We start from the raw sequence: 15,717 nt of genomic DNA on the forward strand, positions 1-15,717 counted from the left end.
GCTGGAAGATGGCTATCCTGCTTTCCTGTCCAGGCCTTCATTTCCTCATGCTTTTCGTCTTCGCTTACAAGAAATGGCCGAATGCTCCCTATCGATAGGCACTGATCATCTATCAGGATATGGCAATTAGAACTATCCGTGTATCTTTGCCTAATTAATCAACGCATGGATGAGCATAACGTTGGATTCTCCTAAAATCAGCGTCGTCGAATTTATCAGGCGCATAAATGAAGGCAGCACTAAGCCGATTCTTTGTCGATGCGATGACGGCAAGAAATACATCGTAAAATCAATGCCTTTAATGCCACCCAAGCATCTTCTGGCTGAATTCATTTCTGCTTGCCTAGCTTACGACCTGGGTCTTCCGTTACCTGATTTTACCGTCGTTTATATCCCTGATGAGCTGCTAGAATTTTCACCAGAACTCAAAAGTGACATTAATCCAGGGTATGCGTTCGCTACGCTTTACATTGAAAATGCCGTTTCTTTAACGTTTGCTCAATCAAGAAACGAGCAAATTGTGCCGATCGATGATCAAAAGAGAATCTACTTGTTTGACCGATGGATCATGAATGGCGACAGGAGCCTCTCTGCAATAGGAGGCAACGTGAACATGCTGTACGACGTTCAGCATGATAAGTATTACCTTATTGACCATAATCTAGCCTTTGATCAAAATTCAGATGCTGGAGATTTCGACTACCACGTATACTCTCACAAATCGAGGAAGTGGACTTTTGACATGATAGATCGTGTCGTGCATAAAGAAAAACTTCTAAAAACCTGTTGCCGTATGCCTCACTTCTGGGAAGATGTACCGGATGACTGGCGTAGTGATCAGGATTTCATCAACAGCATTGAGACTACGCTCATTAGAGCCGAAACAGATGATTTTTGGAGCAGTATCACATGACAACGCCTTGCTTATACAGCATCGTTCGATATTCACCCTATCCGGAAACTGAAGAGTTTGCGAACGTAGGTGTTGTCGTGTGCGCTCCAAAGGAAAATTTTTTCGACTTCATGATGACAAGTCGAAATGACTCTCGCGTTAGGAAGTTTTTTCACGACGATTGCATTTTCCCTTTAGCTAAAGATGCATTCTTTAGAGAACTGGGATTTGCAAAGAGCACTGCCATTGAAATAAGCGGTGCGCAGTCTCTTTCTCAGTTTTTCCACTACTTTACTGCCAAGCGCGAATCAATCTTTCACTTCAGTCAGGCCAGAGTTGTGCTTTCAAACAACCCTAGAGAAGAAATGAAAAAAATCTATGATCGTTATGTAAACCATAGTGATTACACCAAAACACGTAGAGAAGAGGTTTTAGCCAAAGAACTAAAAAGAAGCATCGACAGAATTGATGCCCTGAAAAATATGTTCAAAAATCAGACGATTAACGGGACGTTTGCAAAGTTTTCTATGCCCCTTGTCGCCAAGAGAAATGACGTCATATCTCGAGCGATTAAGCCGCTAGCTTTTGAGCAATCCGAACCCGGAAAGATGATGGAGCATGGTGACACATGGGTAATGAGAGTTACTCGTGCTGCAGAAGAAAAGTTACTCGAAGTAAAGGATGTGTTGTTTACTCTTGAGGAACCACTCTCGCCTACCTTAGCCCAAGTTAAAGTGCTTGATTCCATAAAGCTCAATTTAGACAAGCATAATATTGCGCATGTTCCTGCTAGCGATCATCGTTCGGCCATAGAATTCGCATCGAATATCATCGTTGATAGGTCATGATTGCAGGGCCCTTTACTGGGCCCATTACTAATGCGTACATCCGCACTTTTTAAGTTTTACATGTACTCCGCATCAGACAGACTAAGCTCAAATCGTCTTTTTTATATATGCTGAAACCTGAACTCATCAGGAAATGTTGGCATAGGAGCATGTCAGTCAACCTTATACAACCTCTGGACTTTTTCTGATTTAGTAGACTTTGAAACCTCGCGATATCACCACATAAATCGACTCCATTAACGGGTCAATCTTCCTGACGTATGCAGGTCCAACGAAAGGCCGCGGCGGAATGCGGTCGGTACCGACTTCCTGCCAGAGTCCAAGTTCACTTTTGGTCCCGACGATGGCCGCCAGACCAGCCACCTCGCTCTCAATGGAGTCTCTGAGTTGGCCTGAACGCAGCAGCGGCTCGTCTTCGGTGTAACCCAGGCGGACGCGCTCAGCTTTCGTCGATGCTGCCAGCGGTGCCCATGTCTCAAACGGCCCGACAGCGGGCTGATAGACCCCGATTTCTTCCTTTGCCGTTTCCTCAATCTCTTTGACAATGGCATGGAAACCCAGCTCAAGCTCAGCGGCGATTTTGGCTGAGGCAGACGACAGTTCTCTCGCAAACTGCTTAAGGTCCATCACTTACCCTCCTCCCACCTGCCCGTGTTCCAGTTATAAGCACCGCCCTCAAGCTCGCCAATGACCACACCCATGGCAATGCGCTCATGGGGCATCAGCGCTGTCAGGCTGGGAAAAATAACGCTGAACGGAACCCCGGACTTCATCAGCCAGCACTGGTTAATGAACCCGGGGTTCCGTGCGAGTTTTTTGCAGCGGTCTCCGTGGCCTCATCTTCTTCCTCTTTCGACTTTTCGCGCAGCCAGGCGCTCACCGCTTTAAGCCCGCTTTTACCGAGGATGGCCAGCATGCTCTCAATCTGTTTCGGGTTCTGTGGCACCGGATATTCGTCCCCGTCAATGTCAGCAACCGCCGCAACCGGAAAGGCATACATGTTCATGTACATCACGTTGATGGCCATTTCCGGGCCGACTGCAACCGTCAGGCGGGATTCCTGCACCGGGTCCAGCTCGCGCAGGGTAATGATGCGCCCACCAGCATCCCTGACCTGATTTAATTTCACCGCAGATTCCGCCACTGCGGGCGGTGATGTTTCATGCACTCTGACCTGCACCATTATTTATTCCTCAGTTCACTTTTTTACGGCGGTTTGCCGTCCATGACAGAGTCTGGTTCACCGTCTTCTCGCCCTGCTTGTTCCCGGCATCGGTGAGGTGAAACGACACACCTTCATACCGAAACACGCTGACCGTACCATCCGCTTCGGTGATGGTTTCGGTAATGGTGCCGCGGGGCTGATCGATGCCGTTGTAATAGTTGTCTTCCCACTTCGCCCAGAAATCATCGAGCGTGGCATCCATACGTTCAGCCGTGATGGTGCCATGCCAGCCGACGGGGATTTGCAGTTCGTCAGTAATGCCATTCAGTGGCGTGATTTTTTGGGTCGAGACCTGCGGCTTAGAGTCAAAACTGATAATTTTGGGAATGCGCAGCCTGCCCGTGGGCGTATTGATATCGACAGCAATGTCGCGGCCTACGGTATAGCCAAGAGTTGGCATGGGTTATCTCCGGATTAAGAGTGCCGCAGCCGTTAGCGGGATGAGTCATTTGAGACGAAGATGGACACGCTGCCGCCCCCTTCCAGGTTCACCAGGAAATAGCGTACAACGTTCAGGTATTTCACCTGCACATCGGCCGTCATGTAGCCCAGCGCAACGCGGGAATCCGGGTTGTTCGTCGCATCGAGGCGCACCGCGAAAGCCGGCCCGCCATTCGGATCACCAATCATCTTCAGCGTCTCAAGGTTTGACAGGAAGGACTCCAGCGTACTTTTAGTCTCCCGGCGCAGGTCTGTGGTCTGATTGTCACCGACCACACTGCCAAAACTCGCGGCAATGGTCAGTGACAGAAAGTTGGTCATGCGGGTGTAGGTGTCATCGTTCTGGGTCGGATTGGATGAAGTATTACGCCCTGACCGCATGCCGAAGTAATTGCCGCCCGGACAGGGATTGGTGATGACGTCGAGGCGTGCTGAATTTATGGCACCGATTTCCGGTACCGAGTAAGGTCGCCCTGCAAGCTGCCGCTCGGTGGCAATGATGCCGGGGATGCGTTTGTTGAGGGTGGAAATATGTGGTGATCGGGCTGCAATATTCGCCGCCTCGAATGTTGCCGGCGCAACCATGCGGTTGATACCGTTAGCTGTGTCCTTCCAGGATGGCCAGTCACCCACGATTAGCTTGAAATGCCAGTCGTCTACGCCTGAGTTGTTGAGTGCTTCGGATAGGGTTTTACATCCGGCTGAAGCCGCGCCCTGCGCTATGATGTAGGCACCCTCCGAGCGGGCAAACGCTGCCATTGCGGGCCAGCACTCTTTGCCGGTCACATCAATCAGATTGATAACCTGAGAGTTAGTGCCACGCAGGGCATACATGCCTTTACGTGGTCCCTCAATGCTGTCGGTACCGAGGAGTACAGCATCGGTGATGCCGGTCGCGCCGTCAGTTCCACCGCTGAACGTGACCTCTTTAACCGCAGCCTGGGCAGGCGCTTCAGATTCGGTAACCGTCGCCCGCACCAGCTGGCTGGGACCCCGGATATTCATCTGGCCCTGATTCACCGCTTCAGCCATGGCTTTCCAGAGCGCATCGCCTTCGCCCGTAAGGTTATCGAACACCTCAGCACTAACTCCCGGCAGACTGATGGTCAGCTTTTTCGAGTTAACCGCGGTTCCGCTGCCGATGCCCGCGATAATACGGTTTCCACGCGTCCCGCTGTAGAGTGCCGCCAGCTGCAGAGCTGACTTACCGGCCTTTTCACAGAGCAGGCCACTGGCAGGCGTGTCGCGGCCATTGGTGACGCGAACGCAGTTCAGGTTTGAGGCACCCAGCTGAAGTGAAATGGCAACGGCCGTGGATAAGTCGTACGTCCGTTCTTTCGGCGTGCCCAAAAAAAATGCAAGATCGTTATCTGAGCTGATGCGAAAAGCGCTGTTAACCGGCCCCCAGCTTGCCACACCCACCAGCCCCAGCCCGTCGGTCGGCACGCCGTTAATATAACGCGCTCGTGGCGGAACAACCTGGACGTAAAGGTCAGGTGCCGTTAATGCAGACGTGTTGAGGTCGCCGGTTGAATAGATCGGCATGTATAAATACTCCGGATTAATGAGCTGATGCTGAAAAGAAAAGGTGTTACCGCGTGGTCTGCTGCCCGTTAAGGGTAACAACGGTCCGGGTAACTTCTGGTGCGGTCAGGGTCTGCGTTGTGGCGTAATTAACGCTGAAAATCAGGTCGCGCCGGTAAACATGCCAGTTTTCCGACCTGTCCGAATCGAACTGTCGGGCGTAAAGCAGCTGCGCGGGCGCGCCATCGTCAAGATCGATGTGACACTGCTCAGACAGAGCAACATCAATGGCGCTGCCGATCCGGTTTCTGAGCACAGGTGTGGGTGCCCAGACGGTAATCTGAAAATCTTTTATCTGCCTGCGCAACTCCCTCACCGCCGTGCCTGCGGTCGTCACGAGAGCCTTAATATGCTTAACCATAAGGACACATACTTTGCTGCCCACTATGAATGACAGCGGTAACAATACAGTGAGTGAGTGAACCACCTGTGCAGCCGTGGTTCCCGCTCTGAACTGAAAGCTGAATTCCTTTTCATCAAGGCTTACCCGCACGTTAGTGAACGCCGAAGCCACACCGTAGACGCCTATCAAGCTGCCGTTTACGGTAATCTGAAGGGAGGGTCTGCCTTTCGCAATGACCCGACAGGGTCTGCCCAGCGCACTACCAATTTTACGTTCTGCCGGTAATGGCCATACAGAGATGTGAACGCCGCCCTTCCCGATATCCTGCTGTAAGTCGCCAGACACTGGCCATCCTGGATAGATTTTCACCGCAGCATTAACGATGCCAGGTAACTGAATGCCGCCGGGATACACCACGTCAGCGACCCGCCTTGCCAGGAAATGTGAGACATCATCGACGCTGGCCATGTTATACAGTCACCTGTAAAGCAGTGAACCGCCAGCCCATGGCGGTCAGTTCGGTGCCGCTGATGACATAACGATGACCCGTATCATCCGTCACAAAGTCCCCCGTATGCACAGGCAGCTCCCTGTACGCTGGCATCAGGATGTTATGCCACGCGCTGCGCACTTCACCCGGTAACTTCAGCGGGCTGTGCTCACCGCCCCGGCTCAGAATAATACTGGCTGGCCAGCCGGACATGATGAGCGTTTCATTCACGACGGTGGTGCCACCGTACTCCTTAAGCCCGGCACCGGAACCCGCCTGACAGGCACGGCTGATACTGACGAGCCGCTCAGATCTGACACACAGGATGGGTTGTAACAGCGGCAGCGCTGCCACGTAAAATGTACCTTCTGCTGAGACCAGAATATCACCCACTTCAAATCCCGCCGCATCAAAGATCCCAATGCGGGTGGCCAGACCAAAGCGCGCCGCCCGCATGTAGCCATAATCGGTGATGAATGACGCAGTGAACTGTTGCAGAGGTTCTCCGTTTAAAGGGCTGAATGGTGACGTCGCACGGTAATGACGGGCCATACTACCCAGACGTTTCGCCGCCTTACCGTTACCTTGGTTCACCTTCGCGGCCAGTTGATACGCGTCCATGTCAGCACCGGGTAACGGGTGTAGTGCCATTGCCCAGCGACGGTCCCGGTGGAATACCGAGCAGTCCGCACAGCTGACGTCGCCACTGATTGTAGAGACGCGTGCGGTCTGACACTTCTGAGCGGTTTCGCTGCCAGACAGCAGCCTTATCCGTATCAAGATTGTCTGCCGCACGGGCAATACCACTTTCCAGACCTGCCAGCGTCGCCAGATAGTTCACCACAATGGCTTCCTCTTCAGCCCGGAGCGAAGCCAGCCGGTGCGCCAGCGTCTGGTACCGACCTGACGTGACCAGCGCATAAGCCGCATCACTACGGTCGTCCGGCAACGCGTCACCCGTCATGGGATAGCCCATATAGCGGCGTGCATCGGCAAGCTGCTTTAGAGTCAGCATGGGTTACCTCTTCAGGGGACGTTCTCGCTTAAGCGACTGCGCGGGGTTAACCGAGCAGTAAACAGGTGTGTTCCGGTTTAATGTTCTGACAGCCCCATGCCGCGGCGATTTCATAGCACACACGGCGGTACTGTTTGTACATGGAGACTTCGAACGACATGTTGGTGCGCGGGTCGGTGATCATGATGCGGTCATCCGCCATATCACCTTCTTCCGGTAATGCAGGTGCCCGGGTAGCCAGAATGATGGCTGAGCGGCTGAAGGCAAAATTGGCAACAAACTCACTGACAACGTCGAATTTGGTTGTAGCTTTCATATCCTCCAGCAATCCCGGCTCATTAATAATGATGGCTTCCCCTGGTGTTACGTAAGCTACTACATATTTATGTTTACCCAGCAGCACAACACTCCCCGGACTGACAGAATCAGGGATATCAGGTTTTGTATTGGGGCTTGTAGCAGCCACAGGGATGATCACGGATCCAGCCTCAAGGTCGTCACCGACAGACAGTTTTTCTGCTTTTGCACCTGTGTTTTCTGCCACACCCGCCGATTCACGCAGGGTAAAGCCATGCAGTTCGAGCAGGGTACTCTGTGCACGCAACGCTGTGGTACCCGCCTCATTGGCTTTGGTCAGTTGTGCCATGGTGCGTAATGCCGCACCCGCAGTAGTATCAATGACACACTGCAGATCGCTGAGCGGCGCACCATTGTCGGTGAGAATTTTACGCACCTGCGCCGTGTCGGTAAGCGTGTCTTTGAATGGTGTTTTACCCGCTTCCCCCGCTGCACGAGACGCACGGCAGAAGAGCTGACCGAGGTCAGCTTCAATTTCATTGACCAGCGTGCGCATTGCCTGGGTGACCTGGTCGCGTCGGATACCGTGATAACCAGGACCTGATTTAATCCCTTTCTGCTGCTCACCTTCCCAGCGGAACGGCACCATGCGGGATTTCGTGATGGCCAGCGGCACGTTGCCAATGTCCTGGTCACCGTCATCCGGTGGCAACTGGCCAGGTTTAACATCTTCAGCTTCTGAGGCAGGAGTCACAGGAATACGGATCGGCTGATTGAGTGCCGCGCGCTCTGCGGTTGCGTCGAGTGTAATGGATGGGATAAACCCGCAGAGCTCGCGGGATACAATGTCCAGCGACTGATACAGGTCGGGAATGAGTTGGGTAAGGGTATTAGCCATTCAGGGAGGTCCTGTTAATCGGTAATCTGCACACCCGCGCACGCTCTCGCACTCTGCTCCTGAGGGCTGAGGGATTCAAACTGTTCACGGGTAAGCGTGTTGGGGTTGGTGTGGCCATTGCCGCCGCCGGAACCGCCGCCTGATGCACCGGTGCCTTTGAGGATCTGATCTTTATACGGGTAGTGTTCAACGAGAATACTCAGCGCTTCATCAAAGCCGGCTGCTTCGCCGGGTTTGATCGCACTGAATATTTTGTTTCCTTCGCGGTCAAATGCCGTGACGGCATCATCCACTACCTGAAAATTGCTGCCGAAGCGGGCTTCCACCAGGTCAGCCGGAATACTCATCTTCTCGGAGATAAATTTCGACCGGGCGAAACTGCCGCCAATTTTCTCCGCCGTGAGTTTCTGGCTCAGATCGTCGCGCTCTTTAACGATCGGCGCGTACTTCTCTTCCAGTACCCGGAGGGCTTCGGTGCGGACCTTTTCGACTTCACCGGCATCCACCAGTGTTTTGTCTTCCAGGTTTTTTACGGTTTCCAGCGCGACCAGAGCAGCGGCCGGATCGTCGATGCCTTCAAAGGTCTTCAACAGGATTTCCGCGGCTTCAGCACGTTCACGATGTGACTTCGCCTCACCGTTCAGACGCGAAATGGTCTGCAGCGTACCGGGCGCATCAAACATCACCTCTTTTCCGTCATCCTGCACGTACACAGGCTTGCCACCGTTTACGACAACATGGCCGTTCTCATCGAGTTTAAGTTTCATTAAGGTTATCCAACCAGACAGGAGCCATCCGGCTCGTGGCGCCGCGCTGCATCCACAGCGGCCGGCAATAAAAAGACCCATGCAAATGCATGAGCCTGGAGGGGTTAAGCCGGAGCGGTTGTTACCGGTTTATCTGACGAGGGTGGCGGCATGGCACGGATACGCCCCTGCTCGTCTGCCCAGCGGAGTTCACTGTTAATCAGGCCCCGGCGCTGGATTTCGTTGAAGAGCGTCTCGTCTGAAAGCGCACGCGTCCGATACATGCTCACAAGGAAGTCTGCCGATGCTTCGGCAAGCGTGGTGGCACCAAAGTCACTGAAGATGGTGACGTGTCCACCGTCTTTCTCACCGGTCCATTCCGCCAGATACTGCATCGCCAGCCGGGCTGCATCGGTGAGGTCACACACCATGCGCTGCAGGGCGCTGGTCCCCGCCTCATTATCTGCCAGCGTCTGCACGACGGTGCGATGGCCGGGTTTGATCACCAGCAGCTCGGCGCCTATCTGCCGCATCTTCTCCTCAAGGTCGATAATGTCAGTGCGCCCGGCCTCGATGGCTTTACCGCTGTGCTCGACATAGCGCAAATCCGCCTCATCTTCTTCCGACATGATGGCCGACGCAGCTCCCACCGAGATGGGCCCGTCACCCAGTTTTTTACCGAACAGTACCGGCACGCGGGCAACATGCAGAATAGTCTGCTGGTCGCTGCGTGACTGCCAGTGTTCGACGTTAAGCCAGGCCAGCTCCGCAAGCGGTGGTCTGCCGTTCATGAAGCCGCGCCTGTCGCCATAAACCGGGACAAAAGTAATTCTATTCAGGCTGGTGGTGCCTTCGTCGTGCAGCTGCCACTCAAGCGCGCCGGATGTGGTATCAGGTTTCTCGCGATAGATGCGCCATCGGCCCGGATTCAGCACCCTGACCTGCTCAATTTCTCGTACAGTGAATTCATTCTCCGGATCACGTTCACTCACCACTTCGACAAAGCGCAGCATGGTGAACGTCTCCTGACCGTTAACACGTTCTGAATCGTAGTCCAGCAGGCTGTTCGCGGTCACCTTGACGAAGTATGGCCGCACCCCCCGTTTCCGTTCTTCGGACAGGGAAAGCGGCTTATCGGCTCGCGGGTGTTCAACCAGAATACCGCAGAGACCGTATGCCATCGCCTCTTCAAAGATATCAGCCAGAAAGGAATGGAGATTAGTGCCCTGCAGGTCCACATCTGTCAGCATCTCGCTTATCCGGGCAGGCACGATTTTCTCATCCCACGTCACCGACCGGGAGAACGGCTTACCGCTCAGGACTTCGACCGTCCGGGAGAACGCCGGAAACAGCGTGGCCACTGCCAGCCGGTTCTGATAGAACGCATCCTCTTCGTTGGGCCATTTGGGCAACCAGGTCTTTCCCGCAAGGCGCATGGCCGCCGTACCGCCCAGCAATGCGGTAATCATTGGCCAGCAGCCGGCCATTGACTCAATTTTGGGCGATCGCTTTCGGACGTCGTTGCTCATGATAATCTTCTGTCAGGCAGAAAATGGACGGACAGTGGTGCCTTTCGGCTGGAACAGTTCAGTGATGGCCCAGACCAGCGCGTCGAGGCGATCCGGCGATTTTTTGGCCGTAGCGGGCGCGTATTCCAGCAGCTGATTCTCCAGCTGATAGAGGTTGCCACGGTGCGCCACCCGGCCCTGCTCGTAGAGCGCTGAGATGGGTTCTGCCCGGGCAAACTTGCCCCTGCTGGCATGAACGCGAATGATGCGCCCACGGAAGCCCGCATTGCGCAGCGTGTCTTCTGCCATATCTCCGCCCTGGTTGGTTTCAATAACGATGGCTTCAGCGTGGTGTTCTTCACTGGCCCGGATGGCCCGCTTTGCCCAGCCATTCGGTGAGTATTTACCGGAGTAATCCGCGTCAGCGGAGAAGAGACTATCGTTACCGCGTCCGTATGAACTGGCCACAATTATTCCGGTTTCGTCACTCTCTTCGCTGTTGGTGGCCTGAGGATCGATGGCGACCACCGTACGTGACGGCTGCAGAGTGATATCCAGTGCTCGCGCTCCGGACACTATGGCCTCTGTCCAGAGCGCGCCTTCAGCATTGAAACGGCACGGACGCTGCATGTACTGCGCTTCAGCGGTGCGCCGGTGTGAAAAAAGCTGCACCCGATGCGATTCATTATGCTTGAACGGCCAGAGCCAGCCATCTGGCAACCCGTGTTCAATAGGTATCGCGTGTGAGTTTTCAGCATACTGCAAGGCGTAAGACTGGCTGCGGTCAATCAGTACAGGCAGATTCAGGTGATGCCACATCTCGCCACTACCGCCCCGCAGCAGATAACCACTGAGGTCGTAGTAATGGATACGCTGCATGATGATCACGACAGGCGTGGTCTCGATCGCTAGGCGGGAACGGATGGTTTCGTTGAAGCGGGTGTTTACCCCGTTACGCACCGTTTCGCTGTAGGCATCGTCAGGCTTTACCGGGTCGTCAATTATAAGACTCCCCTGCCAGCCCGGCTCCATATGCCCGGCACGAAAGCCGGTAACCTGTCCCGCAGCAGACGAGGCATATACCCCGCCGCCGAATTCCGTCCACCACATGGCTTTACTGTCAGCATCTTCACGCAGTGCCATGGGCCACATCGCCTGAAAGGCTGCAGACTTAACAATGCTGCGTGTGGTCGAGGAGTTCAGTAACGCCAGATTGTGGGAATAAGACAGGTGCATAAAACGGGCGCGGCGGTTCAGCGCCAGTCCGCGGCCCATCAAGTTGATGGTCGCCAGCTCAGTTTTGGTGTATCCCGGCGGGACGTTGATGATGAGTCGCCGGATGTCACCATTAATCACCCTGTCCAGTGCCTGCTGGATCACCTGATGATGTGGCGCGACGATCATTCTGCTGCCGGTGCGCTGCTTAAAGAAGTAGCGGGCAAAGTAGAGCCCGTCCTCTTCACACTCTATACGGCGTGCAGCGGTCCTGAAGTCAGCAGTCGTCATCCTCCAGCATTTCCCGGCGCGCCTGCCGGTATTCCTCGCGTGAAAGCAGCGCAACCTCAAGTGGGCCGCCATCTTTGCCTGTCAGTGATGTCGTGGCCTGCTCGCGGAACGCCTGCACCGTAATGTGTTTACCGAGCAGCTCAAGGTTTTTGACCTTGTCCGGCCATTTGATTTTTTTCAGGATGCCGACCATTTTGCGCTCTTCGCCCCGACCTTCAAACATTTCGGCCAGATCGAATCCACTCAGGTATCGGCGCCACGATGCGGGCCATTGCGACACGGGTTTAATGCTCATCTCATCTGTCATGATGTCGAGAATGTCCATCTCGTCAATCTCGACGAGGCGGTGCAGAACATAATCGGCATCCACCCGAACCCGATCGTTACGCTCAGCCTTCAGCTCGGCAATACGGTTTAAAATGTCATCATTTGTCATCAGACGGCAAGCCTGGTTACGGGCTGACTTTTTGCTGAACCCTGCCCGAATAACCGCCCGTGTGGCGTTGAGGTCTTTGATAAACTCACGGGCAAACAGCTCTTGTTTATCGGTGAGCTTTGCCATATTCACTCCAATAAAAAAATCGCCTTCAGGCGGCTTCTTTAAAGTTTGTTCATTGCTATGAGAATGATTCTGTCGGTGGGAATGTGATCCTTAGCAGATATTTCTTCAATATATCTTTTTGCTACATCAACTGCGCTTGTAGTCGTGTATTCGCGTCTGATATCCCAACCTCGTGCAGTTATTTCATTTTCTTCGCTCACAAAAACCCATGAGATAAACCAATCCTGCATGTGAACTTCCCTTTCGTAAATTCAAGTTGCACATCAATGCATGAGTTAATTTGATTGAAAGGTCTTTTTTACACCCGCTTAATAGCCTGACTACCGTGGCACAGAAAATGGTATGGCAGCCATCATCAGGCGCACTCGCAAATGTGTCCTGTGATGGTCATTTACTTCATGCACTGCTCTCTGATGTACTGCTGTAGTCCGGCTATCTGTTTTATAGCGATTTCGATTCGGCTTATGAGGGTGAAATAATCCCGTTGAGCGGCGTCATCAAGTCGGGCGCTGGTTGCATTATCCATGCTGGCGGAGCCGGAGGTTTTACCGGGTGGCATGGCGGGACAGCTTGCGTGCAGCAGCAACCGCTTATGGCCATCAGCAACATCACGCTGCAGCTTATCGATAGCGGCCTGAGCATCGGCTAATTCCTTTGTGTATTTCGCATCGAGCACAGCCACATCGCGCTGACGGACCTGCATATCAGCGATGCTGGCGTTCGCCAGTCTGAGGCTACTGCTTACCTTATCCAGTTGGGTTTTGTACTCGAGCGCATTCCCTCGATAGTAAAAGGCTAATGATGCAGCGGCTGAAACAGCCAACATAGCCAGCAGCGCAAGGATCAGGTACAGCTTATCCTTTAAGATCATCACTTCCCTCGACCAGGCAAAGTGCACGCTCAATATCCCGGCGGTTCATCAGCCCTTTCCACTTCCTGCCGCCGGCAAAGACCCAGCGGCGGAGTTCGTCGCATGCTCCCGGCTGGTCACCCGTATTGATCTTTTTGAGCAGCGTCGATTTTGAGAAGGCGGGAATGCCAATGTTAAATGCAAAGCTGTAGAGCGCAGCCCGCTGGTACTCACTGAGGGGGACCTTTACCAGGCTATCAACTTTTACCTGAACAGGTTGCAGGTCAGCGCGCAGCAGACTGTCGCATTCCCGATCGCTATAGGTTTTGCTTCTGACAATATCTGCGCCGGTGTGACCATCGCAGACCGTCAGCACACCGGCGATATCCGGATATGGAACGTAACGTCGCCCTTCAACACCATCCGGGCCACCAAGGAATACAGTGGCTATAAGTAAGGCTCCGCCACCTGCAGCCGCAATCAGTTTAGTGCGCAGACCCGGCGGGATGGTCACAAGTCACTCCTCCGCGCTTCCTGACAGCCGGGATAAACGCTGAAAAGCCCTGATCTGGGCAAGGGTTGCCTTTCGCTTGTAATACCAGTTAATCAGCAATGTGAGCAGTGCGACCACAATACCTGCCAGCACGCCAAGAGCGCTCCATTCAGCTGGGCTTAGCCAGTTGAGGATCCCATCTGCCACCACGCCCGCTGAGGAACCGTAAGCCGCCCCGGAAGTAATTTTATCTGCTGAAAGCGTCATTGATTTTGCTCACGCTAAAGGTCACTGAATCGCGATGACAGGCCAGCGGTAGAGTAACCAGAAAGGACGTGAAATAGGAAATGCAACACCCCGTTGAGTCACGAGAGCAGCATTACTGAAAATGAGGAGTTTTAAAATTTCTGGCAGGGGAAAGCATGAGCTGCCATGGAATGCGTCAGCGATAATGCATGTCAGATTCAGATAAACGCAGACGCCAATAAAAAAGCCTGACGCGTAGCCAGGCTTTCTAAAGGGTCATTAACCCATCGTTAGAGGTAATTTATCACAGGAAAGGGAAAAGTAAACAGGCAGTAGTTTTTCATCAGCGATACTATAACGCTAACTGATTACGCGCTTAAACACGGCTTCCGCATGTGCCTGTTCCATTTCCAGTTTACTGATAAGTCCATCGTAGAAAGGCTTAACACTCTTCTTCCAGGTGTCCAGAGAAATGGCATCCGTGATCTGTGTCAGTGCCTGATACGCAGTAGTGGATGGATAGCGCGGATAACCGCGTCCTTTACAACGCTTACAGGTTATGAGTACGGGATGACCACGACTGGCTGACTCGAAACGATCGACGCATTCCCCGCGCCCTTTACAGTCACGGCATGCAGCAGTTATTACTCCTTTACCTTTGCATAGCAGACAAATTTTCAAATCAGTTAAGCCGCGGCCGGCGCATTTCATACATTTGCGTGTTGTTGCAGCACTGTGAGCGTAACCAGCGCAGGCACAGGCTGCCAGGCACACTATTACTTTCTTTTTATTATCAGGATCAAGCCGTGCTAAAGATGGCACAGTATCGCAATATTCCAGACCATGACGGGCCAGTAAAATGATCGCTTTTTTCTTATCCTGCGGGCTGCCATTCGTTTTACTGAAAAAAGCAGCCATTCCCAGGCTGGAATGACGCTGCACCAGACCAACGGCAGCCAGGACGTCCGTTTTCTTAAGCATATCGTTATTTCCATAGTCGGATAAAAGCTGCCTTAAACCGGGAGGTGCCGAAAAAAAGCCCAGGGCTTTTTCAAGATCCATATTATCCCCTGTACATCAGAAAAAAATCATGATTATGTAAGTAACTACTGGTGTGGGAATATTTATCTTTTATTTGTTTGAAGTCAAACCAGTCATGATTCATCCAGTTCCATTAATAACGAATCGGCCACATCGGAAAACATTCACAATTCTGCATCACGGTTTACACTGATTATCCAGCCATTCCGTCGTGACATGCCTGCTCACAGCCAGAAAAAATGCTCTGATTTATGTCTGACGTATGAATATCGTGCGATTGTAGATAAGTCACCTACTCTTCGCAAAATAGGGCGGTACGGCAGATAACCACTTAAAGATTGCAATGTCCGGCATGGTCATGTGACGAGACTAACGCTACATACGTCAAAATCACAGCCATAGGCGATAAGGGTTATTTTTCTTCGAAAAATGTGACATTTGTCAAATTCAGTCTTTACTTTTCTAAATCCTAATAAATAGAAATATTTCTAATCATCACGAAACACAGTTCTCTTTAATTACCTGATAGCAGGTGTTTACCTTTATCCCGAAGCCGCTAATATCGGGGTGTAGGCAAAACACTCAAGCCAGTCAGTGCACCTCCTTTATAAGAGCTAAAATATTTGCCTATTTTCCCGGTAATGGTCCCAACTTATTGATAGTGTTTTATGTTCAGATAATGCCCGATGACTTTATCATGCAGCTCCACCGATTTTGAGAACGACAGCGACT

The 15,717-nt window shown here is 52.7% G+C and carries 20 protein-coding genes; 2 read left to right on the top strand and 18 right to left on the bottom strand.

The window, feature by feature from the left end; translation table 11 throughout:
- The first annotated feature begins 181 nt into the window (after window positions 1-181).
- Complete coding sequence (locus ABIB18_RS14095) at window positions 182-913, top strand: HipA family kinase (RefSeq protein WP_354474526.1); 732 nt, start codon at window positions 182-184, stop codon at window positions 911-913.
- On the top strand, window positions 910-1,740 hold the full coding sequence (locus ABIB18_RS14100) for a DUF3037 domain-containing protein (RefSeq protein ID WP_354474528.1): 831 nt from the start codon (window positions 910-912) through the stop codon (window positions 1,738-1,740). Before ABIB18_RS14095 ends, ABIB18_RS14100 begins: the two co-directional genes overlap by 4 nt.
- Before the next feature lie 189 nt (window positions 1,741-1,929).
- Here ABIB18_RS14100 and ABIB18_RS14105 read toward each other — a convergent pair whose 3' ends face one another.
- The 18 genes from ABIB18_RS14105 to ABIB18_RS14190 all read right to left on the bottom strand — a co-directional run.
- Entirely contained in the window at window positions 1,930-2,367 is a 438-nt protein-coding gene (locus tag ABIB18_RS14105) for a phage virion morphogenesis protein (RefSeq protein WP_354474571.1), read from the bottom strand.
- 145 nt (window positions 2,368-2,512) lie between these two features.
- Window positions 2,513-2,923, bottom strand: a complete 411-nt coding sequence (locus ABIB18_RS14110; RefSeq protein WP_313188885.1) for a hypothetical protein — start codon at window positions 2,921-2,923, stop codon at window positions 2,513-2,515.
- Window positions 2,924-2,933: 10 nt separating this feature from the next.
- On the bottom strand, window positions 2,934-3,365 hold the full coding sequence (locus tag ABIB18_RS14115; protein ID WP_354474530.1) for a hypothetical protein: 432 nt from the start codon (window positions 3,363-3,365) through the stop codon (window positions 2,934-2,936).
- 32 nt (window positions 3,366-3,397) lie between these two features.
- A complete protein-coding gene (locus ABIB18_RS14120) occupies window positions 3,398-4,951 on the bottom strand; it encodes a phage tail protein (RefSeq protein ID WP_354474532.1) in 1,554 nt (517 codons plus the stop codon).
- Between the two features lie 46 nt (window positions 4,952-4,997).
- Window positions 4,998-5,801, bottom strand: a complete 804-nt coding sequence (locus ABIB18_RS14125; RefSeq protein ID WP_354474534.1) for a hypothetical protein — start codon at window positions 5,799-5,801, stop codon at window positions 4,998-5,000.
- Window position 5,802: 1 nt separating this feature from the next.
- Complete coding sequence (locus ABIB18_RS14130) at window positions 5,803-6,444, bottom strand: hypothetical protein (RefSeq protein WP_354474536.1); 642 nt, start codon at window positions 6,442-6,444, stop codon at window positions 5,803-5,805.
- Window position 6,445: 1 nt separating this feature from the next.
- A complete protein-coding gene (locus tag ABIB18_RS14135; protein ID WP_313188880.1) occupies window positions 6,446-6,838 on the bottom strand; it encodes a hypothetical protein in 393 nt (130 codons plus the stop codon).
- A 46-nt stretch (window positions 6,839-6,884) separates the two neighbouring features.
- Window positions 6,885-8,033 (bottom strand): major capsid protein, encoded by a 1,149-nt coding sequence (locus ABIB18_RS14140; protein ID WP_354474538.1) that lies wholly within the window; start codon window positions 8,031-8,033, stop codon window positions 6,885-6,887.
- Between the two features lie 14 nt (window positions 8,034-8,047).
- On the bottom strand, window positions 8,048-8,800 hold the full coding sequence (locus tag ABIB18_RS14145) for a DUF6651 domain-containing protein (RefSeq protein WP_354474541.1): 753 nt from the start codon (window positions 8,798-8,800) through the stop codon (window positions 8,048-8,050).
- Window positions 8,801-8,904: 104 nt separating this feature from the next.
- Window positions 8,905-10,308 carry a DUF4055 domain-containing protein gene (locus ABIB18_RS14150; RefSeq protein ID WP_354474543.1) on the bottom strand — a complete coding sequence of 468 codons (1,404 nt, stop codon included), beginning with the start codon at window positions 10,306-10,308 and terminating at the stop codon, window positions 8,905-8,907.
- A gap of 12 nt (window positions 10,309-10,320) precedes the next feature.
- Window positions 10,321-11,793: a phage terminase large subunit family protein gene (locus tag ABIB18_RS14155; protein WP_354474545.1), complete on the bottom strand. Its 1,473-nt coding sequence runs from the start codon at window positions 11,791-11,793 to the stop codon at window positions 10,321-10,323.
- Window positions 11,780-12,355, bottom strand: a complete 576-nt coding sequence (locus tag ABIB18_RS14160) for a terminase small subunit (RefSeq protein WP_354474547.1) — start codon at window positions 12,353-12,355, stop codon at window positions 11,780-11,782. Before ABIB18_RS14160 ends, ABIB18_RS14155 begins: the two co-directional genes overlap by 14 nt.
- Window positions 12,356-12,393: 38 nt before the next feature.
- Complete coding sequence (locus ABIB18_RS14165) at window positions 12,394-12,585, bottom strand: hypothetical protein (RefSeq protein ID WP_354474549.1); 192 nt, start codon at window positions 12,583-12,585, stop codon at window positions 12,394-12,396.
- 161 nt (window positions 12,586-12,746) lie between these two features.
- Entirely contained in the window at window positions 12,747-13,226 is a 480-nt protein-coding gene (locus ABIB18_RS14170) for a lysis protein (protein ID WP_354474551.1), read from the bottom strand.
- Window positions 13,210-13,713 (bottom strand): lysozyme, encoded by a 504-nt coding sequence (locus tag ABIB18_RS14175; protein ID WP_354474573.1) that lies wholly within the window; start codon window positions 13,711-13,713, stop codon window positions 13,210-13,212. Before ABIB18_RS14175 ends, ABIB18_RS14170 begins: the two co-directional genes overlap by 17 nt.
- A 9-nt stretch (window positions 13,714-13,722) precedes the next feature.
- Window positions 13,723-13,965, bottom strand: a complete 243-nt coding sequence (locus ABIB18_RS14180; RefSeq protein ID WP_313188872.1) for a phage holin — start codon at window positions 13,963-13,965, stop codon at window positions 13,723-13,725.
- A 339-nt stretch (window positions 13,966-14,304) separates the two neighbouring features.
- Window positions 14,305-15,006 carry an antitermination protein Q gene (locus tag ABIB18_RS14185; protein ID WP_354474553.1) on the bottom strand — a complete coding sequence of 234 codons (702 nt, stop codon included), beginning with the start codon at window positions 15,004-15,006 and terminating at the stop codon, window positions 14,305-14,307.
- Window positions 15,007-15,637: 631 nt separating this feature from the next.
- On the bottom strand, window positions 15,638-15,717 hold an 80-nt coding region (locus tag ABIB18_RS14190; RefSeq protein WP_001401901.1), incomplete at its 5' end, for an IS1 family transposase.

Origin of the sequence: Pantoea sp. UYEF8, from assembly GCF_040546285.1 — a bacterium.
Classification (GTDB): domain Bacteria; phylum Pseudomonadota; class Gammaproteobacteria; order Enterobacterales; family Enterobacteriaceae; genus Pantoea; species Pantoea brenneri.

Bases quoted from the DNA above. Each gene is read 5' to 3' on its own strand.
- ABIB18_RS14100 (WP_354474528.1), top strand. From the start codon at position 910: ATGACAACGCCTTGCTTATACAGCATCGTTCGATATTCACCCTATCCG.
- ABIB18_RS14105 (WP_354474571.1), bottom strand. From the start codon at position 2,367: ATGGACCTTAAGCAGTTTGCGAGAGAACTGTCGTCTGCCTCAGCCAAA.
- ABIB18_RS14110 (WP_313188885.1), bottom strand. From the start codon at position 2,923: ATGGTGCAGGTCAGAGTGCATGAAACATCACCGCCCGCAGTGGCGGAA.
- ABIB18_RS14115 (WP_354474530.1), bottom strand. From the start codon at position 3,365: ATGCCAACTCTTGGCTATACCGTAGGCCGCGACATTGCTGTCGATATC.
- ABIB18_RS14120 (WP_354474532.1), bottom strand. From the start codon at position 4,951: ATGCCGATCTATTCAACCGGCGACCTCAACACGTCTGCATTAACGGCA.
- ABIB18_RS14125 (WP_354474534.1), bottom strand. From the start codon at position 5,801: ATGGCCAGCGTCGATGATGTCTCACATTTCCTGGCAAGGCGGGTCGCT.
- ABIB18_RS14130 (WP_354474536.1), bottom strand. From the start codon at position 6,444: ATGGACGCGTATCAACTGGCCGCGAAGGTGAACCAAGGTAACGGTAAG.
- ABIB18_RS14135 (WP_313188880.1), bottom strand. From the start codon at position 6,838: ATGCTGACTCTAAAGCAGCTTGCCGATGCACGCCGCTATATGGGCTAT.
- ABIB18_RS14140 (WP_354474538.1), bottom strand. From the start codon at position 8,033: ATGGCTAATACCCTTACCCAACTCATTCCCGACCTGTATCAGTCGCTG.
- ABIB18_RS14145 (WP_354474541.1), bottom strand. From the start codon at position 8,800: ATGAAACTTAAACTCGATGAGAACGGCCATGTTGTCGTAAACGGTGGC.
- ABIB18_RS14150 (WP_354474543.1), bottom strand. From the start codon at position 10,308: ATGAGCAACGACGTCCGAAAGCGATCGCCCAAAATTGAGTCAATGGCC.
- ABIB18_RS14155 (WP_354474545.1), bottom strand. From the start codon at position 11,793: ATGACGACTGCTGACTTCAGGACCGCTGCACGCCGTATAGAGTGTGAA.
- ABIB18_RS14160 (WP_354474547.1), bottom strand. From the start codon at position 12,355: ATGGCAAAGCTCACCGATAAACAAGAGCTGTTTGCCCGTGAGTTTATC.
- ABIB18_RS14165 (WP_354474549.1), bottom strand. From the start codon at position 12,585: ATGCAGGATTGGTTTATCTCATGGGTTTTTGTGAGCGAAGAAAATGAA.
- ABIB18_RS14170 (WP_354474551.1), bottom strand. From the start codon at position 13,226: ATGATCTTAAAGGATAAGCTGTACCTGATCCTTGCGCTGCTGGCTATG.
- ABIB18_RS14180 (WP_313188872.1), bottom strand. From the start codon at position 13,965: ATGACGCTTTCAGCAGATAAAATTACTTCCGGGGCGGCTTACGGTTCC.
- ABIB18_RS14185 (WP_354474553.1), bottom strand. From the start codon at position 15,006: ATGGATCTTGAAAAAGCCCTGGGCTTTTTTTCGGCACCTCCCGGTTTA.